Annotated in this window: 17 protein-coding genes; 8 read left to right on the top strand and 9 right to left on the bottom strand. The window is 49.5% G+C overall.

The genetic code is table 11. The annotated features are described in order from the left end of the window. Window positions 1-120: 120 nt before the first annotated feature. From gcvH to Pan54_RS20540, 5 genes are all read right to left on the bottom strand, one after another. Entirely contained in the window at window positions 121-507 is a 387-nt protein-coding gene (gene gcvH, locus Pan54_RS20560) for a glycine cleavage system protein GcvH (RefSeq protein ID WP_146505265.1), read from the bottom strand. Between the two features lie 127 nt (window positions 508-634). Then, a complete protein-coding gene (rpiB, locus tag Pan54_RS20555) occupies window positions 635-1,078 on the bottom strand; it encodes a ribose 5-phosphate isomerase B (RefSeq protein ID WP_146506515.1) in 444 nt (147 codons plus the stop codon). Between the two features lie 127 nt (window positions 1,079-1,205). Next, window positions 1,206-2,348, bottom strand: coding sequence for a low molecular weight protein arginine phosphatase (locus Pan54_RS20550; protein ID WP_165441890.1), 1,143 nt, complete (start codon window positions 2,346-2,348; stop codon window positions 1,206-1,208). 256 nt (window positions 2,349-2,604) lie between these two features. Beyond that, window positions 2,605-3,522, bottom strand: a complete 918-nt coding sequence (locus Pan54_RS20545; protein ID WP_146505263.1) for an inositol monophosphatase family protein — start codon at window positions 3,520-3,522, stop codon at window positions 2,605-2,607. 555 nt (window positions 3,523-4,077) lie between these two features. After that, window positions 4,078-4,992, bottom strand: coding sequence for a diguanylate cyclase domain-containing protein (locus Pan54_RS20540; RefSeq protein ID WP_146505262.1), 915 nt, complete (start codon window positions 4,990-4,992; stop codon window positions 4,078-4,080). A gap of 239 nt (window positions 4,993-5,231) precedes the next feature. On the opposite strand from Pan54_RS20540, the gene Pan54_RS20535 reads away from it, so the two are divergent. Then, the gene (locus tag Pan54_RS20535) at window positions 5,232-6,659 is read left to right on the top strand and encodes a DUF6513 domain-containing protein (protein ID WP_207310196.1); all 1,428 of its coding nucleotides are present in this window, start codon (window positions 5,232-5,234) and stop codon (window positions 6,657-6,659) included. 181 nt (window positions 6,660-6,840) lie between these two features. Here the strand turns inward: Pan54_RS20535 and Pan54_RS20530 are convergent, their stop codons facing one another. Then, window positions 6,841-8,373: an HTTM domain-containing protein gene (locus Pan54_RS20530; RefSeq protein WP_146505261.1), complete on the bottom strand. Its 1,533-nt coding sequence runs from the start codon at window positions 8,371-8,373 to the stop codon at window positions 6,841-6,843. Between the two features lie 97 nt (window positions 8,374-8,470). Next, complete coding sequence (locus Pan54_RS20525) at window positions 8,471-9,142, bottom strand: hypothetical protein (protein ID WP_146505260.1); 672 nt, start codon at window positions 9,140-9,142, stop codon at window positions 8,471-8,473. A 516-nt stretch (window positions 9,143-9,658) separates the two neighbouring features. Here Pan54_RS20525 and Pan54_RS20520 point away from each other — a divergent pair. From Pan54_RS20520 to rlmB, 4 genes are all read left to right on the top strand, one after another. Further along, on the top strand, window positions 9,659-11,056 hold the full coding sequence (locus tag Pan54_RS20520; RefSeq protein WP_165441889.1) for an FMN-binding protein: 1,398 nt from the start codon (window positions 9,659-9,661) through the stop codon (window positions 11,054-11,056). A gap of 264 nt (window positions 11,057-11,320) precedes the next feature. Further along, window positions 11,321-12,010 (top strand): GDSL-type esterase/lipase family protein, encoded by a 690-nt coding sequence (locus Pan54_RS20515; RefSeq protein ID WP_165441888.1) that lies wholly within the window; start codon window positions 11,321-11,323, stop codon window positions 12,008-12,010. A gap of 112 nt (window positions 12,011-12,122) precedes the next feature. Then, a complete protein-coding gene (locus Pan54_RS20510) occupies window positions 12,123-12,923 on the top strand; it encodes a glycoside hydrolase family 16 protein (protein ID WP_165441887.1) in 801 nt (266 codons plus the stop codon). Window positions 12,924-13,080: 157 nt separating this feature from the next. Then, the gene (rlmB, locus tag Pan54_RS20505) at window positions 13,081-13,860 is read left to right on the top strand and encodes a 23S rRNA (guanosine(2251)-2'-O)-methyltransferase RlmB (RefSeq protein WP_242631386.1); all 780 of its coding nucleotides are present in this window, start codon (window positions 13,081-13,083) and stop codon (window positions 13,858-13,860) included. Window positions 13,861-13,949: 89 nt separating this feature from the next. Here rlmB and Pan54_RS20500 read toward each other — a convergent pair whose 3' ends face one another. Next, window positions 13,950-15,995: a sodium-translocating pyrophosphatase gene (locus Pan54_RS20500; protein ID WP_146505255.1), complete on the bottom strand. Its 2,046-nt coding sequence runs from the start codon at window positions 15,993-15,995 to the stop codon at window positions 13,950-13,952. Between the two features lie 471 nt (window positions 15,996-16,466). On the opposite strand from Pan54_RS20500, the gene glgB reads away from it, so the two are divergent. Beyond that, complete coding sequence (glgB, locus tag Pan54_RS20495) at window positions 16,467-18,386, top strand: 1,4-alpha-glucan branching protein GlgB (RefSeq protein ID WP_146505254.1); 1,920 nt, start codon at window positions 16,467-16,469, stop codon at window positions 18,384-18,386. 483 nt (window positions 18,387-18,869) lie between these two features. Here the strand turns inward: glgB and Pan54_RS20490 are convergent, their stop codons facing one another. Continuing rightward, window positions 18,870-19,856 carry a DUF1559 domain-containing protein gene (locus tag Pan54_RS20490; RefSeq protein ID WP_242631384.1) on the bottom strand — a complete coding sequence of 329 codons (987 nt, stop codon included), beginning with the start codon at window positions 19,854-19,856 and terminating at the stop codon, window positions 18,870-18,872. 389 nt (window positions 19,857-20,245) lie between these two features. Here Pan54_RS20490 and Pan54_RS20485 point away from each other — a divergent pair, with 389 nt between their 5' ends. Further along, window positions 20,246-21,577, top strand: coding sequence for a DUF4832 domain-containing protein (locus Pan54_RS20485; RefSeq protein ID WP_146505253.1), 1,332 nt, complete (start codon window positions 20,246-20,248; stop codon window positions 21,575-21,577). A gap of 504 nt (window positions 21,578-22,081) precedes the next feature. Then, window positions 22,082-22,648, top strand: a complete 567-nt coding sequence (locus tag Pan54_RS20480) for a type 1 glutamine amidotransferase domain-containing protein (protein ID WP_146505252.1) — start codon at window positions 22,082-22,084, stop codon at window positions 22,646-22,648. Window positions 22,649-22,656 lie beyond the last annotated feature (8 nt).

Raw genomic sequence — 22,656 nt, 5'->3', positions numbered from 1 at the left:
CTCCGCATTAGCGGAAACCCCCGGAAGTTCAACGATACGGGGGCTTCTCTGCGAGAGCGCCCCCGCCACCTGGGTTTGATTATTTTTCGGTTTTCATCTGGAACGTATATAGAATAATAATCAGTGAGCTTCGTCTTCGCACAATTTTTCGTAGGCGGCTCGATCGAGCAATTCCTCGATCTGGGCGGGATCGCTTGGGGTCAGTTTGAACATCCAACCTTCCTCGAAAGGACTGTCAGAAAGTTTTTCCAGTTCATCTGCCAGGTTCTCATTCGATTCGGTGACAGTTCCATCGAGCGGAGAATTCAAATCGCTGACTGCTTTCACACTTTCGACTTCACCACAGGATTGCCCCGCTTGCACATCGGTGCCGGGTGCGGGGAGCTCGACAAACACGAGGTCCGTCAATTGTGAGACGGCGAAATCGGTGATGCCAACGGTAGCCGTCGTGCCATCCCAGAGAACCCATTCGTGTGATTTGCTGTAACGCAGGGAAGATAAATCCATCCCATTCTCCCGAGTCTGAAAGTCAACAGTAAGTGTAATGAGCAACGAGGTATTCTATCGAGCCTAAGCGTTTTTGCTACTGAAGAGATATGAAGCAGATTCGATTGGCCAGATTCGCAAACATGAATTACTCATGCGACTCGAAATCGGAGATTTTATCGAGCCTTCGAGCATGACGGCCCCCTTCGAATTCAGTCGTGACCCAGATTTCAATCATTCGGTCGACGAGTTGTTCGCCAAGAAGTTCTGCTGAGAGACAGAGTACGTTGGCGTCGTTGTGGCGTCTGCTCATTTCTGCGGTCACTTCATCGTGACAGGCGGTTGCGCGAATCCCTTTGATTTTATTGGCGGCGATGCACATCCCCATACCGGTACCGCAAATTAAAATGCCGCGATCAGCTTCTTTATTGGCGACCGCTTTCGAGACGCCGACTGCGAAGTCGGGATAATCGACGCTTTCGCCTGATCCAGGGCCCATATCAATGGCTTCGTGGCCGAGATTAGTCAGGCGGTCAACAATTCTCGCCTTCAAATCAAATCCACGGTGATCGCTTGCGACGGCTACTTTCATTCGGTTTGGTCTCGTCATCCCTGCAAAATCTCAATCGGCCAATCAGACAGCCTGTAAAAAGCAGGGCATTCCATTATGAAGTTACATTTCGGTGAATTACCAGAAGACCTATTGTTCACGGAAAGTCTTATTGGTCAAGCTCACGGACGATTTCTTCGGCAATCAGTCGTAAATTCTGTTCAATGACCTCTTTACACTGTCGGTAAACTGCGACATCTCCACCAATCGGATCGGGAATATCTCGTCCATCCTGCCCCAAAACCTGTACTCGATCCCGCAGTTCGGGTCGATGGGTGATGATGATTTCACGATGGTGATTAGTGAGAGTATACACGCGCTCGGACCTCTCCAGCAATGACTCCGTTAATGGCTGACTTTGATGGGACGATAAATCGATGCCCTCATCGGCAAGCAGTTGAACGGCTTCCGGACTGGCAGAATGTCCGTAATCAGCCGCGATGCCTGCTGAGGCAATTTCGATTCCCTGACCGGCCAGCTCTGCAGTATCACAATTCAATCGCTCGGCGAGCATACTGCGAAAAATTGCTTCGGCCATCGGACTGCGACACGTATTACCTGTGCAGACAAACAGAATTCCTGCCCGGGTATTTTCGAGGATGGTCGCGTTATTCAATTCATTGGAAGGAATAATACTGACTCCCTGATCGAGGAATTCTACGACAGCTGGTGCAGAGTCGGTTTCAACAGGACCGGTCTCCATTACATAATTCAAACAGTTTGGCAGATATTCTACAAGGCTCTGAGCGGTTCTGCAGTAATGATACTGACTTGCAGAGTCCGTTTGCGTCGGCCAGAGAAGAAATAACGGCCATGCAGTGTATGGATGAGCATATTTTGCGAGCGGTCCCGAACTCAAAATGTAATTGACTGGGAATGTATTGAGGCAGTGTGCAACATGCTGTACTTCATCGCTGAGCAAAGGGAGATCGTCCGGCCGGTCAAATAGTGACGAATCCTTCCCGGAGGAAAACTGCAAAATGACTGACCCGTTCGGCAATCTGGAAAACAGTCTGCCTGCCGCTTTTCGGGATGTCTGCAAATAGTCCGCAAGTTCATCGTGATGCCTCAGGACGAGGATCGGCGTAATGTTCGTAAGGTTCTTATCAGCCAGATTTTGAAGATTTCGTGTTGCAGCAGTGTATCCGAAATTTGTAGCAATACCGACAATCTCACCCGCTGCCAGATGTGCGACCGCTTCCTGACCAGCATCAACACAGGACTCAGAATTGTGGCAGGTTCGTACGATCACGCTGAAGGATTCCAAATTTGAACAAGGATAAGATTTTTCCCAACCGCACCATATATAGTATGTAGTAATTTCTACTTGTGCCCTGGTTGCCCAGTTTTTTATATGGCGAATCATAACCCGAACCGTCAGCGAGGGGACGGCCTCCGACTAACAATCCCGTTAACCTATTATAATCAAACCGTTTACGTCAATTCATGCAAAACATTGAGAACTTCAGGAACGAGTGAATTCGGTATGAACAGAGTCTTTGCGATATTTAATCTTCGTAGCGGACCGGACTCCACTTACAAGCCAGCTCCGATAGGATTTTGAGCGTTTCCGGGTTCGCTGAGGTTGCGACAATTCCCGGCAGTCGCAGCATGTCGGCTCGATCATCCATCCAGGTTTCTGTGAAATTGACTCGCTGACCATTGTGTACCCAGACAGAATCGCCGCCGAGTTCGCGGGCAATCTGGAACGAAACCGGATAGTCGTACACGTTTGGCGTATGAATTAACGAGCCTCCAAATTCTCCAGTTGCCAATAAGGGATAAATGCTGCCCGGCATCAAATCGGGAGCAATGCCGTCCAGCCCCGCTTCAGTCACATCGGCTGCACGAGCCGCATCGTGTTGCTGGAAACCGATCAGATAGATTTTTTTGGAATCGGGGCGTGTCTTCACATCAATCGGCGTCATGCTGTCCAGAACCTGACGAGCCGGCTTGCCGGGATCATCGGGACCGGTGAGCATCTTGCCAGGCCGAACTTCCACCCAACCCCCATTCGGGCCTTGAGCAGGCAGGTAAACGAGGGAATAAATCACATCGTCCATCGTCCGCAAATGTAGCATGACGGCATAGCCATCCCCCGTCTTGTCGCGGAACTGTTTCGTCCCATCAATCGGATCGAGAGAAATCACATATTCACTCTCTTCTGCAAACCGATACAAATCGCCAGTCGACTCCTCTGCTTCAATGCGACATTGCATGAAGATCGGATCCAGATCGCGTAACGCATTCACGAGCAGATCCTGAATAGACAAGTCAGCCAGAGTCAGTGCATCCGTCAATGCACTGCCGGACGTTTTGCCTGTGATGGCAATATTGTGCTTTCGCAACTCCCGAGCCAGGCTTCCCGCCCAGCGCATGACTGTCGGAAGATGTTCAGCCAATGCGGAAATAATCGCGTCACGCATAAAAATTCCTGATCCAAATCGTAAATATCTGTTTTGTTCAGACGGCAGTTTAAATCAGGAAGGGCATAGGAACAAGGAGCGAATGAAAGTCTCATCTTCGCATCGGCAAAAACTGATCTTGATTGCGGTATGCAAGTTCGTAGTTCGCAGGTTGGATTACGCTTCGCAAGCTCAACCTACGTTGTCAAATACTTGCGGGTTGACGTTCTTATTCCGGTTCTCATTTGAAACTTTGAAACAAGGTTTTACTGAAGTTTTGCAAACGACAGAATTCATAAAAATTGCGAAGACCATGTGCGAAATACCCAAAGAATCTTAACCCGAAGCGTGAGCGAGGGGACGACGTCCGATTCGTAATTTGGTTAAACTCTAATATCAAATCGTGCCAGTTATTTCATGTGAAAAACTGATCTGCGGAGCATAAAATCGCTTGTCTTGCTATCCGCTTAGCAGGGCCGACATCAACAAGATCTCGCTGACTATGAATTCCACACGGGCCCCTCGCTGACGCGTCGGGTTATGATTTTATTGGAATTTGCAAGCCCCCAGTTATAACTACCCAGCAATCAATTTCACCGAACCATCAGGAGAAACTTGTCGAAGTTGCCAGCGGCCATGGCGTTGGGTGGTGTGGAAAGTGAGTTGCGAACGCTCCCAGAGCAAATCTTCAAAATGTTCGAGTCGGGCATCGGCTGCGGAAAAACTGGTGCAACCAAATGTGACTGTCACAAATACTTGCTCGTTCGTTTCCTGGAGGGAGAAAACTTTATTGCTGACAGACGTACGGATCTGATCGGCAAGCCCGGTCATCTGAGTGGAAGTCAAATCTGGAAGCAGTCCGATCAGCACATCGTCCGTCGCCTGGCACAGCACATCCTCATTGCGAAGTTGACGAACAACCAGCGATGCGGTCTGTTTAACAAATTCATTTGCAGCATTGATACCGTATTGTTTGACATGACGATCATAGTGATCGATCTTGATGAAAATCGCCCCGGCTTCCGCTGACGTTTTCTCAAGAGCTTTCGCCAGTGCAATCAGATTTTGCTGATAAGCCGAGAAGTCAGGTAATCCGGTTCGATCATCCTTTGGAGACTGACTCCACTTCGGTTGACGAAAGGGCCTGGTCTTCTTTTCAACGATTTTGGCAACATTCAATTGCTGCACATGTTTACTTAACTTGCCACACGTATTCTGGAGCTGCGACTGCTGCTTCACATTGAGTGGCTGAGTCACGGCCCGCTTCTGTAACATCTGGCAAGCACGTTCGGCTTGATCCAGACAACCAGACACATGGGCAAAAAGTTTTTCAAATCGTTTACTGGTTCGTTGCAGAGCAGAGGCGTGGTACCACCGTTCGTATATCAGCCCGAGTGCAAAACCAACGACGAGCGTCATCGGCACAAGCACAATAATTCCCAGCATTTCGCGGGAAATAACAGCTAACGGAACAGGAAGCATGAGATCCATAGATAAATTCAATCGATGTCGGAATCAAGAGGTCATTAATCAAGTCTAGGTTCGATCATCGAATGGGGTGCAGGATTCCCAAAGAATCTCCCCTGCAGCAGGAGCGATTGCAAGGGTCGTCATGATTGTGACCCCTAATGGGATTCCCCCAAACTCTCGGACACCCGCATTTGTCATTTACGATCTCTGGCGTTTTACTCTGCTGCGAAAAATGAAACGCCATTTGTTAAACTCAAGTGATGACTCAACCAAACAGCATCTTGTTCGTAACAGGCCGCCTGGCAGCGCCGGCTTTGGAGCCCATTGTCCGGGAAATTGGTGAGCGGAATCAGATTGCTACCGAAGTCGCAGTGCTGGGAATTAATGTTGCCGCCCTGATGCACGTCGACTGGGTCGCTCGCAAACTTGAAGTCCCCGATCATGTTCAGCAGGTCATTCTGCCGGGCTGGTGTCAGGGGGATCTGGAAAAACTGAGCAAAAAATGGGACGTGCCCGTCCTGCGTGGCCCCAAAGATCTTCGCGATCTGCCCCGCTGGTTTGACAAGCGAGATCAGGAACCGCCCGACCTATCAAAATATGACATCGAAATTCTGGCAGAAATCAACGGCGCTCCCTTACTCAAAACAGAAGAGTTACTGCGGCTCGCCACCAGTTACGCTGAACGCGGTGCCAACTTCATCGATTATGGCTGCCTGCCTGGACCAGTTGCTTCTCAAGTGGGGGAACATATCCGCGAGCTTCGTCAGGCTGGTTTTCGAGTTTCGATCGACAGTTTTGACCAGCAGGAAGTTGAAGCGGCTGTGGAGGCTGGAGCGGAGTTGATTCTCAGTGCCAACTCGAGCAATCTCGACTGGATCACCAAACTCGAAACAGAAGTCGTTGCTATTCCCGATGACTTCCAGAATCTCGATACCTTCGACCCAATTCTGGAGCGACTGGAAAAGTCGGGGGTTCCCTATCGGCTCGATCCGATTCTCGAACCGGTCGGCTTCGGATTTGCGGCTTCTCTGGCTCGCTATTACGAAACCCGTCGACGGTGGCCGAATGCGGAAATGATGATGGGCGTCGGTAACATCACCGAACTGGCTGAGGTCGACTCGGCCGGGGTGAACTTTATTCTGGCTGCATTGTGCCAGGAGTTGGGCATTCGTTCGGTCTTAACGACAGAGGTCATCAACTGGGCGCGAGAATCGGTGAAGGAATTCGATCTCGCCCGACGGATGACACATTACGCAATCACTGAAAAGCAGTTACCCAAGCACATCAATGCGGGACTGCTTTCATTACGGGATCCGCGAGTTCACCAGTTGACGGAAGAAGAACTGTACGAATTAACGCATCAAATTCGCGATCCCAATTATCGGATCTTCGCGAATGACGACGCTTTACATCTGATCAATCGCGATGGCCATTTTCAGGGGAATGATCCTTTTCAACTCTTTCTGGAGGCAGCCGAGTTGGGCGAGATCACACCCTCGCACGCTTTTTATCTCGGCTACGAACTGGCCCAGGCCGAGACCGCAAAACGGCTTGGGAAACAGTACAGTCAGGACGAACCTTTAAACTGGGGGCATTTGACACGCTCGGAAAAGCATCTCAGTTTGAAGCCGACGTTTCGCAAATCTCCTGACAGTAATACCTCCAATAATTCATCCGACATAGAGTGAGCATACAATTGCTGATCGAAGCAGGATGATCTGAAGTGACTGGGATTGTATGAAGCATGCCCACGACAGGAGTGGAAATGGCACTCAGTTTTTTTGAGCAGCTTCAACCGTCAGAAAGTTCCTGAATTCGTCCACGATGAGATCACCACGCCCACCTCTTCGTTCCGGGCGTGCCACCCAGTTATTTCCGGGTCACCACGCACGCTTCATCTACACCAGCTATCTGAATTGTTTTTCGGGCAATTTCTTCAGTGTTGGACTTCAATACGAATTGATACTCACCGGGAGCCAGACAGGTTGGAATGTAATACGTGAATGTGTAGCGGAATTCTTCACGCGTGAGAACTCCTTCGGTCTGATCGAGAACCGCATTTTCGGCATCATGCAGGTTGCATTCGAGATAAACGTCTCCATGTGGAGGAATCATGGTGGCCTGCACGAGAATGCGATCGCCCTGTTTGAATGATTTACTGAACTCTGTGACCAGTCCGCTGGTCATCCAGCAACCGACATCGAACGACAAAAGTTTGTCGACCTCGCGAATACTGTCATTTGTGCTCAGCATCCGCATCGCATCGGGATAAGGCAATGTCGCCAGTTGATACTTGCCTTCGGCTCGTCGCGATCCATAGACATCCATTTGATGTTCGACAAATACTGCCAGCAGCACCGCAGTGGCGGTTCCAAAAATCAAACCCCGGTTTCCAACCTGGAGACATCCGCGGCACAAAGCGGTCGTCATTCGATGAGGAATCCGCGTCAGCTTTCTGAAAGTCGGGCTGTTTCCGGAAAGTCTGCGGCCCACACTCTGCCACCATTGGAGATCACTCTCATTAAAGAAGCAGAGGTACAAGCTGAAACAGACGAACGGGAAGACAATCAGCCCGAGCGTCACGTAGGTCATTGCATGAAATGTCGCTCCTACGACCAGAATGGGGATGCGGAATTTTTTGTTCCAGACCATGAAAATGAACAGAATTTCCCAGAGGATCGCGATGTAGCCAAAGCTGACCAGCATGGCGGGAAACATAGCCATGATTTCCCCAAGAGGGTTGTAATGATTCACATTCGAAAGCATCCAGAAACGAAGTTGATCGCCGCTGAAATACGCTTCTGTGTGCATTTTTGTAATGGCGGCTCCCAGATAGACGAAGCCCAGAAAAAGTTGCAGCAAACGTTGTGGCCAGATCTCAACCGCTTCGCCCGTTCCGAGCAATCGCACCGGACGAGCGATGCCCTGACGTTTCAACACCTGCCAGCGATCCACCGACCAGACTGCTCCACAGTTTGAAAGCGCCAGCAGGAAAAAGGCGTGTGAGGAAATAACCGAATATTTTGTGATCGTGCTCAGAGAATCCTGCAGCGTGAAATAGGTGAACAGGACAAAGACACCCCAGGCAGAGATGCGTGTTTTCCAGCCAAGCATTAACGTGGCCAGTAAAATCAGTAACACACTGTATAAGGCGACCGCTACAGTTCCCGGCAACAACGGTATAAAATCGATAAAGCCATAGTTGGCAGCCAGGGGAGATGGGGCTCCATCAGCCGAGAAAAATTCCCGAGCGTGTGGCCAGCGACGCGAAAGATAAACGAGTGTCACAAGCGACAAAGCGATTCTCGTCAACGCCATGCCATAAGGGATCTGGCGATCAAAGAAAAACTCGCGCAGAGTCGCTGTCCACGAAGAAGATGAGCTATCGAGTTTTGCGTCCATGGGAGCTCCTGAAAATTCCGATTGTCCGTGGAGTTTTCAACGATAATTATGGTTTGTGGCGCAAGTCAGACATGGCCTGACTTGCAGACGGTCTTACTTATTGAGTTTGCTGATAAGAGGCGGGCAAAATTCCATCGGTGGCATATGCCGGAATCGAGCTGGCATTTTGCGCTGGTGCTTGAGAGTAAGGAGTGACCGCATAAAAAGGCTTGGCCTTGTTCCTCATCTTCGCGAGCCGCGGATCCGTTTCCAGATTTTTACTATTGATGGCAGCAATCCATCCCATTCGGGATTCAACCGGCTCACACTCAGAGTTGTAGATCATTCGTGTGTGGAAGTAGGAATAGGATTCTTTTTCCTCTTCAAACTTCATGGACCAGAGATAGTCGGGGATGTTGTAGCGTTTCGACCAGTTTTCTTCGACGAGAAAAATCCGTTGAATCGGTTCGTGTTCAGTGTTTCGCAGGATGTTCCGGGCAATGTTTTGAGAATGAGCGGCGAAGCTGTCGTAATCAATGCGATCCGCTGGTCCGAAGGCTTTGAATTCTCCCCACGGAGCAGGGTTCAGCTTGTAATACTGCCCACTTTCGCCCTGGGCGATCAGATGTTGTCGGCATTCGTAGCCCGACCAGCCACAGAACATATCCCAGACGACATAATACATCGCCGGATGGGAGACATGTCCGACAGCAAAAGTATGCGAGAAAATGCCCCAACTGAGGGTACCCAGATAAATCGTAATCGTGGCGACTGCCAAATACCGTTTCATTCCAGCCCTCCCTGGCCGTATGTTGTGTGCAAAAGTTGAGGCGGAGTCTGTAATTTTTCTCGTTTCAGGTCAAGATCAGATGGAATACAAGAACATTATGAATTTCAAGGGTGACTGGGGGCGTAGTTGAGCGGAGCCCCCAGAGCGTCGATTCTCCATGGGACTCACTTCGTTCGACCCCAGCCACCCAACATTTTATTGTATTGAATCATTGAATTCCTCATTAATCCCCGCAATCTCCCGATTTCCCGAATCCTTTCACTGGGGTTACTTGACGTCGCGGGGAAAGCATGGGACACTAGAGTTTGCTTCGCATGACTGCCGGTGAATGGTGGGGGGTGAGAAGCTACCTCTGAGTGCGGTGGGACCGTGCTAACCGGGTCAGATCTTAACCGAAGCAGCCCTACGCTTCGTGTTTCCAGGTGCACGAGGAGGTAGCTTCCCGCCCCTTATCTATTGACCAGGCAAGGCTTTGCAGCGATTAAGGAGCCAAATCCTCAATAGATGTCGTTGTCCATGACGCGTGAAACAACTTCGACGGCCGCTAAAAAAACTGCTCGTTTTTCACGTTTGCGACCTCTGCTTCTGCAAGCTTATCGGATCACCATTCTCATTCTGATTGTGCTGATGATGCGTCAGCATGCGATCCGCCTGAAAATTCAGGGGGAAAGTCCTATCGAACTGGAAGAGGTTCGAGAAATTCTCCCGGAGGCTGCCTCCCTGAAATATGACGATGGTAATCGAGCCGGTCTGTTTGTGTTGGGGAAATTGGATGAGGAGATCGGCTATGCCCTGCGAACCAGTCCGCAGTCTCAGGAAATCATCGGCTATGCCGGGCCAACCGACGTTCTCATTGTGCTGGGAAAGCCCACGACAGAGCCGAATCCCAATTCGATGACGTTGCCGTACGATGCCCCCCCTGCCCCTCAGCTGGACATCCCCACACGGAAAATCCTCGGCATTAAAATCCGCAAAAGTTGGGACACGACCCGACACATTGGCTGGGTTCGGGACGACTCCTACTTCATGGAATTCTGGCAAGGTAGGGACTGGGATAATCTGGCTGGACTCGATTTCTATGATGAATACATGGAAGGAGTTTCGGGGGCGACGTTGAGTAGTATGGGGATTGCGAAATCGATTCAGCATCGTTTTCGCTGGTCGATTGATCAACAGGACGTGAAACCCGAACTAAGAATTTCGGCAACCGATTACGGGTTATGGATCGCGATTGTGATCGGATTATTTGTGACTTATCGCTCCGGTTGGAAGGGAAAGCAGAGTGTTTGGATCGGCTTGAAAATTGCAGCTATTGTGTATGTAGGTTTTCTGAATGGATCGCTTTTGGCAATCAGTCTGTTTGCTGGCTATGCCGCTCATGGAGTGGCCTGGCAGATGGCACCGGGACTGGTGACATTACTGGCGATTTCTTTTCTGGCTCCTGCGACAACCCGCAAACAGCCGTATTGCTCGCAGATTTGTCCACACGGTGCTGCTCAACAGTTGTTGAGTCGATATGTGCCATGGAAAGTTCGAGTCTCGCCTCATGTTGCATCAGGTCTGAAATGGATTCCCTGGTTTCTGATTGGAATCGCCATTTCGTTTTCAGTTCTCGAACTGCCACTCGACCTTTCTTATCTCGAACCATTCGATGCGTATCTGTTTCGACAGTCAGCCTGGATACCGATTGTGCTGGCAGTTGTCAGTCTGATTGTTTCTGCATTCATTCCGATGGCTTACTGTAAGTATGGATGCCCGACTGGTCGGCTGCTGGAATTTGTGAAACATCATGGACGAGCAGACCACTTTGGCCGGAATGATGTAGCAGCTGGACTCTTACTCATCATGACCTGGCTGGTGGTGAACTATTATGATCTGTTCCATGCCTGGCTGGAAGCGCCATTGATGAAGTAAACCGTCAGATCTTATCTCGCTATTCACAGAGCAATAATTTGCTTCTCCCTGGGGAGCGGTTTTGTTTCCTTCTCCCTGGGGAGAAGGGCCTGAAGGCCGGATGAGGGGATCCCTTCGACTTACTTTTCATTCGTGGCTGCTGTGTGTTGATTATCACTGTGCATGTATGGTTCAATAATGGTTCAACAGAGACAGGCTGGACCCCTTTCCTACCGAGTCAATCTCAATCGACACGAATGTATCAGTTTAAACAGGACAGACACCATGTTATTGCGGAATCGTTTTTCATTTCTTTCTTTATTTCTATGCCTGACAATTGGCTCGACAATTACATTTGCCGCCGATGATGCTCCGAAAGATCCCGCGTCTAAATGGGATGGGGAAATGAAGCGATTTGCGGCATTGGATGAAAAGAAGATGCCCGAGAAAAACGGGATCCTGTTTGTCGGCTCGTCTTCCATCCGCATGTGGGATACGGACGCGAGTTTTCCGGACCTGGATGTGACAAATCGAGGTTTTGGGGGTTCGCAGACTTCGGATGTGCTCTATCACTTTGATAAGGTCGTCAACAAGTATGAGCCTAGTAAAATCGTGTTCTATTGCGGCGACAACGATATCGCTAAAGGCAAATCGCCTGAAAAAGTGATCTGCGATTTCAAAGCATTCATGAAGCAGGTTTATGAAGAACTGCCTGAGGGAACTACGGTTTATTATCTGCCCATCAAGCCCAGCCAAAGTCGATGGAAAATGTGGGAAGAGATGAATCAGGTGAACATGGCGATTAAAAAGTTTTCCGAGCAAGTTGGTCAACTGGAATACGTAGATACTGCAACCGTTTTACTGAACGAAGAAGGAAAACCTCGGGACGATATTTTCATGAAGGATGGATTACATCTGAATAAAATCGGTTACGGTTTGTGGAATCCTGTCGTCAGAAAAGCACTGACTGAATAAGCGATGCGTGTGAAACGATTACTTTTCGGTAGTACCTCTAATTGTGGAACGCATTCGTCCTCTTTTGATGACTCTCTGCCATTCTTACCTGCTCAACTCTGAAAGTCTCTGTATGCGCATTCGATTATCCTTCCTGCTGCTTAGCATTTTCTGTGTTCATACCTCTGCCAATGCTGACGAATGGAAGCTTGTCTGGCAGGATGAATTTGATGGGAAGTCCCTGAATTATCAGCAGTGGGAAACGGAGGTGAATGCATTTGGGGGTGGAAATCAGGAGTTACAAATTTTTACCGATCGACCCAAAAATGTACGGGTGCAAGATGGCAATCTCGTTCTGGAAGCACATCAGGACAACGCGGGAATTGCAGGTACGGTTCGAGAATATTCTTCCGGACGGGTTCGCAGTAAACATCGTGGGGACTGGAAATACGGCCGCTTTGAAATCCGTGCGAAGCTCCCAGCTGGCCAGGGAATGTGGCCCGCAATCTGGATGTTGCCGACCGATGAAAAATATGGAACATGGGCGTCGAGTGGCGAAATTGACATCATGGAGTTCAAAGGACAGGAACCGAAGACCGTCCTGGGAACTCTCCACTATGGTGGACAGTGGCCTCAGAATGCCTATTCGGGCGATCAATTCGAGCTCAAACAAGGTTCGTTCACCGAAGAATTCCACACCTTCGCCATCGAATGGCAAGAGGGTGAAATCCGCTGGTATGTCGATGGCGAACTCTATCAGACGCAATCAAAGTGGCATTCGGCTGCTGCAGAATACCCGGCTCCATTCGATCAGCGGTTTCATCTGGTGATGAATCTTTCCGTTGGTGGGCAATTTGTTGGTAACCCGAATGACTCAACCCAATTCCCGGCTCAGTTCCTGGTCGATTACGTGCGAGTTTATCAGAAACGATAATGCTCTGTTAAATATTGGGAACTGTTTTTGCCAGTATTTTCAGCGGATCGTAAAAATTCAGAGGTCTATTTGCGGCTCAATTCATCGGGTTTTGCTACAGTCTTGTGAATTGACGTTATCGAACCGCCCTAGAAGATTTTGTGAAATTGAGAGTCCGTTGTCTGAACTGCCTGCTGATGCTGAAAACTGGTTGGAATTGAAGAACCCTCATGCGGTCCTGGCTGCGCTGGAGCAGAGGCCGGACGATGTGAAGGAACTTCGTTTTTACGTGGAGCCGAAAGGCTTGTGGCGTAAAATTTCTGATGTCGCGGCAGAGAAGAAAATTCCCGTTCGTGATCTCGCATTTACTCAGGAAAAAAAACAACGAGATCGCCCATCACATAAGGTCGAACGGACCGGCCATGCGACTGGTATCGTAAAACCCAAAAAACCGATTTCACTGACAGACTTCTTTCACGGAATTGGCGATACCAGTCTGAAGACGCCACCAATCTGGCTTGCCCTCGATTCGCTGCAGGATCCCCATAACGTCGGTGCCATCTTCCGCTCGGCTGCTTTTTTTGGGGTGCGTGGGATTATGATGACGAAAAATCAGTCCGCTCCGATCAATGCAACCGTTCACGACATTGCAGCTGGTGGCATGGAATCGGTTCCGTATGTTATCGAGACAAATCTGAATCGAGCCATCAAAACTGCTCAAAAAGCGGGACTTTGGGTGTTGGGAACTTCGGAACACGCCCAGGATTCCGTCTGGAAGATCGATCAGAAGCGACCCTGGTTATTGATTGTCGGTAACGAACAAAAGGGACTGCGACGACTGACTCTCGAAAAGTGTGATATGCATTGCACGATACCGAATCTCGGTGACGTGAAGTCGTTGAATGTCTCTGTCGCAACTGGAATCCTGCTCAATACGCTGACCCGACCAGCGAAATAACAAGCCCATTCAAAATGATTTCAGTGCTCAATGATGGTCCGCAATCATCCATCATTGAGCATGTCAGACAATCGAAGTAACAGTAGTCCTTATACAAGCAACGGTGCGATTACCAGCGCGACAACACTCATCAGTTTGATCAGAATGTTCAGACTGGGACCAGCCGTGTCTTTAAACGGATCTCCAACCGTATCGCCGATAACGGCGGCCTTGTGAGCTTCCGAGCCTTTGCCACCAAAGTTGCCTTCTTCGATATGCTTCTTCGCGTTGTCCCAAGCTCCTCCTGCATTCGCCATAAAGAGTGCAAGCATCACTCCAGAGACGGTCACTCCAACCAGTAAGCCGCCGAGCATTTCTGGTCCGCCAATAAAACCGACTGCAATCGGGGTGAAAATTCCGAGGAGAGCCGGGATGGCCATTTCTCGAATCGCGGCTCCAGTGGCGATGTCGACACAGCGGGCATAGTCCGGTCGGGCAAGCCCTTCCATAATTCCGTCAATTTCATGAAACTGACGGCGGACTTCTTCGATCATTTTAAAAGCGGCCCGCCCGACGGCTCCCATGGCGAAAGCCGAAAAGAGATAGGGCAACATGCCGCCGAGGAACAAGCCGGCTGTCACTTTGGGATCAGTCACATCGATCGAAGTAATCCCCGTTTGAGCACGATAAGCCGCAAACAAAGCCAGTGCGGTTAAGGCTGCAGAGCCAATGGCAAAGCCTTTGCCAATGGCAGCCGTTGTGTTCCCGACGGTATCCAGTTTATCGGTCCGCTGACGAACTTCAGGGGGAAGCTCAGCCATTTCCGAGATGCCCCCCGCATTATCGGCAATGGGGCCGTAAGCGTCGACCGCCAGTTGTATCCCCGTTGTGACGAGCATCCCCAGAGCCGCGATGGCAATGCCATACAGACCTGCCAGAGAATGAGAGATCATCACTGCGGTAATTAACGAAACGACAGGCCAGGCAGTGGACATCATGCCGACGTCCAAACCTGCGATAATATTTGTTGCGGCTCCTGTCTGACTTTGAGCAGCGATACGTCGTGCGGGGCCTCGACTTTCAGCGGTGAAGTGTTCGGTAATCATTCCAATCGAGATACCGGAAAGTAAGCCAACAACAATGGACCAGAAAATCCCTGTTGCCTGATAGGTCACTTCGTACAGAGTAAAGGTTTCTGGAGCACAAAACAGAACAAGAGGATATGCAAACAGAACCATGCCCCCTGCCGCTCCGAATGTTCCGGCATTGAGAGCCGCTTGCGGATTTCCGCCTTCCCGCGTTCTCACTAGAAATGTCCCGAGAACCGAAAACAGAATTCCCGATGCTGCCAGAACCAGCGGCAGTACGACTAATTCCACCGACAGGGCGGCTGCTCCCAGGACCATTGTTCCAATGATCGAGCCAACGTAGGATTCAAACAGATCTGCCCCCATACCAGCGACATCGCCAACATTGTCGCCCACGTTATCGGCAATCGTGGCAGGATTTCGAGGATCATCTTCCGGAATACCAGCTTCGACTTTTCCAACCAGATCGGCTCCCACATCAGCCGCCTTCGTAAATATACCACCGCCGACACGGGCAAAAAGTGCAATAGAACTTGCCCCCATCGCAAATCCACTCAGAATGGGAAGAACCGTTGCATTCAGGATCGGTAATTCCATGCCAAATTGGGACACGTAAACCATGAACAGACCACTCAATCCGAGCAGTCCAAGCCCCACGACAGACATCCCCATGACAGTCCCGCCTGAGAAGGCGACGTGCAGTGCATCATTCAAACTGATGCGAGCCGCCTGAGTCGTTCGTATGTTCGACGCCGTGGCGATACGCATGCCAATATATCCTGCCAGGCCAGAACAGAGCGCACCAACAACAAAAGAGAGACTGACGAGCCGCTGATCTCCCTTGTAAACCAACCCCAACACAAAGGCGACCACCACCACAAAAACGGAGAGCACAACGTATTCCCGTTTCAGAAACGCCATTGCCCCCTCTCGGATAGCCGCTCCAATCTCCCGCATCCGCTCGTTCCCGGAATCCTGTTTATCGACCCATATGGATTTCCAGAATGCGAATCCCAAAGCCAGTATACCTGCTGCAATACTGATCCAAATTAAAAGATGTTCGTCCATGGTGCGATTTCCCAGATGTACTTTTTATGCGAGACGCGTCAGTGATGATTGATGCGTCCAAAAGTGTAGCTATTCTGAAGCAATCGAAAAGGGTAGAGGCCCTGAATCCTGAAAAACCTGAGGCAATCAGTGAAAAGTGGTTTGACCAGTGAACAAAAACTGTATGCCCTTCGACACTCTACCCATCAAGCAAATTGCACTTGATAATGCCGAAATGGTTCGTCTTGTCGGTCGGTTTCGTGATTGATAGAGTTTGGCTGTAAGCAGTTGCACTTGTTCTAGAACTTACAGATGTTACGGTAGAAATATCGATTCTTCTGAATATCGAACGATGGTAACTTTGCCTGATCGATCACAAAAATATGCCTGCATACCAGGCTCGATGTGTGAAGGTCATGGCAACAGACGCAAAATCTGATTATTATGAACATTGGATCAACAGTTATTCAGAATGAACGTACCCCACATACTATGACTCAATCTGTCACACGAAATTCGAATGGACACCTTGTTCTGTCCCCGGCTGATCTCGTTGCGTTATCCAGAGGAATGCACTGTAATATGTATGATTATTTAGGAGCTCACACAGGCGAACATGATGGTATCCAGGGCACTCGATTTGCCGTCTGGGCTCCCAATGCCAAACGTGTTTCCGTGATTTGCGACAAGAATAATTGGACGCCTGCACAAAACGATCTTCACGGCAGCAACGAAGGCATCTGGTCGGGATTTGTTCCCGGTGTGAATGCCGGCGATACCTACAAGTATGCCATTGAAGCTCAAGATGGCCACGTCCATCATAAAGCGGATCCTTATGCCTTCTATGCCGAAGAAGCTCCAAAAACCGCTTCCATCGTTTACGAGCTCGATCATTATCAATGGAACGATGGCGGCTGGATGGACTACCGTCGCAATTGCGATTGGATGTCTCAGCCGATTTCCATCTATGAAATTCATCTCGCCTCCTGGAAGCGTCCTAAAGATGGCCGGAAGTATTTCAACTATCGGGAACTGGCAGCCGATCTGCTCGAATATGTGCGCGAGATGGGTTACACGCACATCGAATTGATGCCGATCACCGAGCATCCCTTTGATGGATCCTGGGGCTATCAGACAACGGGATACTTTGCTCCCACCTGCCGCTTCGGAACACCCGATGATTTCCGTTTCTTTGTCGATACCTTCCATCAGGCGGGAATTGGCGTGATTGTCGACTGGGTGCCCGCTCACTTCCCGACCGACGCCCACTCCCTCGGCCAATTCGATGGCACCAGCCTCTACGAACATTCCGATCCTCGCCAGGGATTTCATCCCGACTGGAACACCTACATCTTCAACTATGGACGCAACGAAGTCCGCGACTTCCTGCTCTCCAGTGCGAGGTTCTGGCTCGATAAGTATCACATTGATGGAATCCGAGTCGATGCCGTCGCCTCGATGCTTTATCTCGATTACTCGCGTGAAGCAGGCGAATGGATTCCGAATGCCCACGGCGGACGGGAAAATCTGGAGGCAATTCAGTTCCTCAAAGATCTGAACGTCATGATTCACGGCGAATTCCCCGGTGCTCTTTCTTTCGCGGAAGAATCGACCGCCTGGGGTGGCGTTTCGCGGCCTGTCTACGAGGGTGGACTCGGTTTCACGATGAAATGGGACATGGGCTGGATGAACGATACCGTTCATTATATTCAGCGGGATCCCGTGCATCGCAAACATCATCAGAACGAACTTTCGTTCCGCATGATTTACGCCTTCACCGAAAACTTTGTCCTGCCCCTTTCGCACGATGAAGTGGTCCATGGCAAACGCTCCCTCCTTTCCCAGATGCCGGGGGACTTCTGGCAGCAGTTCGCCAACCTACGCCTGCTCTACGGCTATCAATACTGTATGCCCGGCAAAAAGCTGCTCTTCATGGGCTGCGAGCTGGGACAATGGCACGAGTGGAATCACGATGCCGAACTCGACTGGGCGTTAATCGGCAACACCCATCACGATGGCATCCGTAATTTCATCGGCGATTTGAACCGCGTCCTCCGCGATCATCCCGCTCTGCATGAATGCGACTTCAACGACGCCGGCTTCTCCTGGATTCACGCCGACGATGCTGCGAATAGTTCCTATGCGTTCTGCCGCATCTCGAAGAACGAAACCGAAACGCTCGTCTGCGCCTTCAATTTCACACCAGTCCCTCGCGACAAATATCTGATCGGCGTGCCAAAAGCGGGCACCTACACAGAAATCCTCAACAGCGACGCCCACACCTACGGCGGCACCAACGTCGGCAACGCCGGCAAAGTCAAAACCGTCAAAGAACCGATGCACGGCCGGAAGCAAAGCGTGGAAGTGGTATTGCCGCCATTGGGGATGATTGTTTTGCGGCACGATAGCTAATAGGCGAAGCGTGAAATACAAGCACGAAGCGCAAGCGAGTGTGTGAGGTTGCGATTCAATCCATCTTGTTATGAAGTAGGGTGCGTTTAAACGCACTTTTCCAGGTTTGTTAGATCAACCAGGGATCAATTCACGGTGATCTCTCAGTGGTTCCTGCCCATAATTGTCTCAGGCGGAATGAAAATGATGCTTGTTCAAATAATTTGTGAGGAAGGTGCGTCAAGACGCACCCTACGAAACTACGAAACTTTGAGAACCGACAATTAGAGAAGTGGAAACATGCATCGTCTGAATTCTTAGCGTCTTTGAAAATCTAAGCATAAAGCGGGGGTTATGAAAGATTTTCTTTCAGATCGTCATTGCAGGGGCGGGGCACACCTCACATGTTAACCATACTTCGCGATACAAGACTACTAATAAAAAAACCATGCCGTCGTAAACAACGAGGGCATGGTTGAATCGTATTTGAGATCTTAACAACGCTTAGAATTCGCCAACAACCTGCCCGTCAGAGATACCGACGAGGCGTTCCAGTGTGCTGTCGATTGGGTCGGAAATATTGTGATCGATGTTTTCACTGATGAATCGGACTGAGCCATCGGCCAGAACGAATTGTGCACCGCCATCGTGCTGGCTGGCAAACATCTGGCGGTTGGTCTGGGTTGCTGGATTACCATTGATTGAAGTAATCGTTGACCCCATAGCACCGAGCATACCCTGATCACCGTGTGCCTCTGCAGGTCCACCTGCATTCATATCGCGAAGAACAAATAGCGATCCTGCAAAAATAGGCGTGGTTCTAACTTTCCAGGCACGTTCGCCAATCAGAAGGGTATTGCTGGTCCCATCAGTGATGTCGCGGAAGCTGGTTCTGCTGTCTCGAAAGAACAAGCCAACAGCATTGCTGGCAGGATTCGAACCAGAGGTCCTGCGGATACTACGAGAATTGTTTACACCGACGTAATTCATAACGGCTGTTCCAACGTCAGTTCCATTGGAATCAATCACGCGTTGACCGAGATTGGACTGAACAATAGGGGCTCCCGCATCGGACGGGCACCGGAATGAGGCAATTGGGTTTCCCATAGCCTGCAAATTTGAAGCATTCGCCATTACAACTCTCGGGCTGGACCCGACATTGATCTGGTCGAACAGCGGTCCCTGTTCAACAAATGGGAGAATCATGGCCGTCCAGGACCAGTGAGGTTCGTTATCAGCAATTGTACCGCCACTGCCACGTTCATCGACGTATCCCGGAGGAAATACACGGTGAGTATCATGGTAGTTGTGCATCGCCAATCCAAGTTGCTTAAGATTGTTCTTACAACTGGATCGCCGAGCCGCTTCACGAGCCTGCTGAACGGCTGGCAGTAGCAATGCGACCAGTATTGCGATGATCGCGATGACAACAAGTAGTTCAATAAGGGTAAATCCATCACGCTTGCTGTGATATTTAGTCAAACTTTGCAACGAAACCTCCAATAGATCCTAAAAAACAGTAAACAAAATAGTGATCACGCTGAGGGCCAGCGATCACCCATAATAATAACATTATATTACCATATCTCTGGCCTCAGGGAAAGTATTTCTTGTGGAGTTCGTTCGGATTTACACATGTATACCGGTATTTTTAGCCTGATTTATTAACTCCATTTAATAGAGTCGTGGAATAAACGAAATAAAGTGTATCCATAAAACCACTATTCCTGGTCTCAGCAGTAGAACCATGTTCACATATTAAGCAGTTCAGCTTTCCTTGCTGCCGAAACAACAGGATTGGCATACAATTTGAAGCCTGATTTGCACAAAGTGAACAGGTCAGGATTCTAAATCCAATCTCCCCGTAGTAAGGCTTGCAAGTGTACCGAATTCATTTGATTGCGTATTTCTTTATGATTGCTTCTCTCTGTCTGCTGTTGCCAATTGAAGAGACTTTAGCTGCAGACTTGGTAATCCAGCCTCTCGCAAAAGCTGGTCCGCTCGATAATCCGCTGAAAGGCTGGTGTCCATATACAGATGCAGGAGAGATTCATCAGCCCTATTCGATGGTGTTTCAATACATCTCCTGGCGTGAGCTTGAGCCGGTTAAGGGGGATTATCGATTTGAGGAATGGGAAAAGGCGTGGGACGTGAAGGCGGCTCAAGGGAAGCATATCATTTTTCGAGTTTATGTCGATTACCCTTCTCTTCCTTCCGGACTTCCAGACTGGTTACGTAAAACGGGCGTGAAAGAAACGGCTTACACAGAACATGGCGGCGGGCAATCTCCGGATTATGATGACCCTCGAATGATTGCCGCGATGGAAAAACTGATCGGCGCTCTCGGCAAGCGTTACAACAAACATCCCCGCATCGCTTTCATCCAATTGGGCCTGCTCGGATTCTGGGGCGAGTGGCATACCTGGCCTCGGGAAAAACTCTATGCTTCGCCTGAAACGGAACAGCGAATCATACAGGCTTATCGAAAAGCATTTCCTGACAAATCGCTGATGGTCCGCTACGCCAGCAACTTCGCTGGTCAACAGGAGTGGATCGGCTTTCATGATGATATGTTTCCTCAGGATACCGACAACGGAGAAGACTGGAGTTTTCTGGCTGGAGTCCGCAAATCGAATCGAACAGAAAACTGGAAAGTGGCTGTCGTGGGTGGCGAGATGGTCCCCAACAAAGCCCGTCAATGGATCGGGAAAGATTTCGACACAACGTTGACGATGTTGAGTCGGTCTCACTTTACCTGGATTGGGCCATATTGCCCGGCTCTGGAAAAATCGAAAAGCGAACAGTACTCAAAAAATTGTGAAGAGCTGATTCAAAAAATGGGCTATGAGTTCCAAATCACAAGGCTCATCCATCCGGCTCAACTCAAGGCAAATCAAGCGGCACAGTTTACACTTGAAGTCAAAAACCAGGGAGTGGCACCGTTTTACTATCCTTGGTCAATCGAATGGGCCTTGCTGGATAATCAAGGCAAAGTGGTCGAAATTCAAGAGACAGACTGGGATCTTCGCAGCTGGCAGCCTGGTTCTTTTTCAGAGAAATCCGATTTCACGTTTTCATCCCCGCCCGGCTCATACGAACTTGCTATTGGAATACGGGATCCCTGGCAAGATCGGCCTGCCATTCGTTTCGCAAACGATCTTCCCGTGAATGATGGTTGGACGATCATTTCAAAAGTCACCCTCGCAGATTAGCCAGGGGTATTGCTCACGCTTGTGCGAGCATGCAATGCGTAATTGTTTTCAATCTGATGTCTTATCAGGATGATATGCTTCTGAAAAGTTTGGATTGAGAATCTTAAATGGCGTGGCATTTTTCATGTCGGGGTTTTATTAAACACGATTTAGCTGGCTGAACTTTTGACTCTGTCAAATCTTGATTGCTTCACCACAGACCATCCTGGTTGTTTCGCACTCAATGATTTCCGAGATCGGATTAAACGCACGAACTTTTGGGAATAATTGTCACTATCTGCCGAGTCGGAATATGAATTGCACTCATCCTTGGTAAATGAAGTTTTCTTCAAAGCTGAAGGAGAGAGCAATGAACAAGCATCATTCGATGCATTGATGCTTGCTGGAAATGTGCAATGGCGTGTCGCAATTGTGCAAAGAAATATCAGAGTATGAGTTCATTGTTCTTTACGTGAAATAACACTCGTATAACAAAATTAGAATTGAATATCAGGAGTTAATCCAATGGCCACAGAGACACTCAAAGGAAAAACAATCGCATTTCTCGCAACCGACGGTTTCGAACAGGTCGAGTTGACCAAGCCTTGGGAAGCGATCAAGGAATCGGGAGCGGAAGTCCATCTGATCTCGCTGAAATCTGGCAAAATCCAAGGCGTGCATCATGACGAAAAAGGCGATCAGTTTTCTGTCGACAAAACTGTCGATGAAGTCAGTGCAGAAAATTATGAGGGATTGGTTCTACCCGGCGGAGTCTTCAATCCTGATGCTTTACGAATGAATGAAACTGCCGTTGATTTTGTGCGAGACTTTTTCAAACAGGGAAAACCGGTCGCTGCAGTATGCCATGGTCCCTGGACGTTGATCGAAGCGGATGTTGTTCAAGGACGTCGTATGACTTCCTGGCCAAGTCTCAAAACAGATCTGAAAAATGCTGGCGCAGAGTGGGTCGATGAAGAATGCGTTTGTGATCAGGGATTGGTCACCAGTCGGAATCCCGATGACCTGCCCGCATTTTGTAAGAAAGCAATTGAAGAATTCGCCGAAGGTAAACATGCGGGTCAGACTGTCTAAAGAATTCC

Source organism: Rubinisphaera italica (assembly GCF_007859715.1).
GTDB lineage: Bacteria > Planctomycetota > Planctomycetia > Planctomycetales > Planctomycetaceae > Rubinisphaera > Rubinisphaera italica.
The sequence above is the reverse complement of the archived record's forward strand: the minus strand, read 5'-3'. Positions and strand labels throughout refer to the sequence as shown.

Excerpts from the sequence above, each read along its gene's own strand:
- rpiB (WP_146506515.1), bottom strand. The coding sequence starts at position 1,078 with ATGAAAGTAGCCGTCGCAAGCGATCACCGTGGATTTGATTTGAAGGCG.
- Pan54_RS20545 (WP_146505263.1), bottom strand. The coding sequence starts at position 3,522 with ATGCGTGACGCGATTATTTCCGCATTGGCTGAACATCTTCCGACAGTC.
- glgB (WP_146505254.1), top strand. The coding sequence starts at position 16,467 with ATGACTCAATCTGTCACACGAAATTCGAATGGACACCTTGTTCTGTCC.
- Pan54_RS20480 (WP_146505252.1), top strand. The coding sequence starts at position 22,082 with ATGGCCACAGAGACACTCAAAGGAAAAACAATCGCATTTCTCGCAACC.
- Pan54_RS20510 (WP_165441887.1), top strand. The coding sequence starts at position 12,123 with ATGCGCATTCGATTATCCTTCCTGCTGCTTAGCATTTTCTGTGTTCAT.
- Pan54_RS20515 (WP_165441888.1), top strand. The coding sequence starts at position 11,321 with ATGTTATTGCGGAATCGTTTTTCATTTCTTTCTTTATTTCTATGCCTG.
- Pan54_RS20525 (WP_146505260.1), bottom strand. The coding sequence starts at position 9,142 with ATGAAACGGTATTTGGCAGTCGCCACGATTACGATTTATCTGGGTACC.
- Pan54_RS20540 (WP_146505262.1), bottom strand. The coding sequence starts at position 4,992 with ATGGATCTCATGCTTCCTGTTCCGTTAGCTGTTATTTCCCGCGAAATG.
- Pan54_RS20520 (WP_165441889.1), top strand. The coding sequence starts at position 9,659 with ATGACGCGTGAAACAACTTCGACGGCCGCTAAAAAAACTGCTCGTTTT.
- Pan54_RS20535 (WP_207310196.1), top strand. The coding sequence starts at position 5,232 with ATGACTCAACCAAACAGCATCTTGTTCGTAACAGGCCGCCTGGCAGCG.
- Pan54_RS20500 (WP_146505255.1), bottom strand. The coding sequence starts at position 15,995 with ATGGACGAACATCTTTTAATTTGGATCAGTATTGCAGCAGGTATACTG.
- gcvH (WP_146505265.1), bottom strand. The coding sequence starts at position 507 with ATGGATTTATCTTCCCTGCGTTACAGCAAATCACACGAATGGGTTCTC.
- Pan54_RS20530 (WP_146505261.1), bottom strand. The coding sequence starts at position 8,373 with ATGGACGCAAAACTCGATAGCTCATCTTCTTCGTGGACAGCGACTCTG.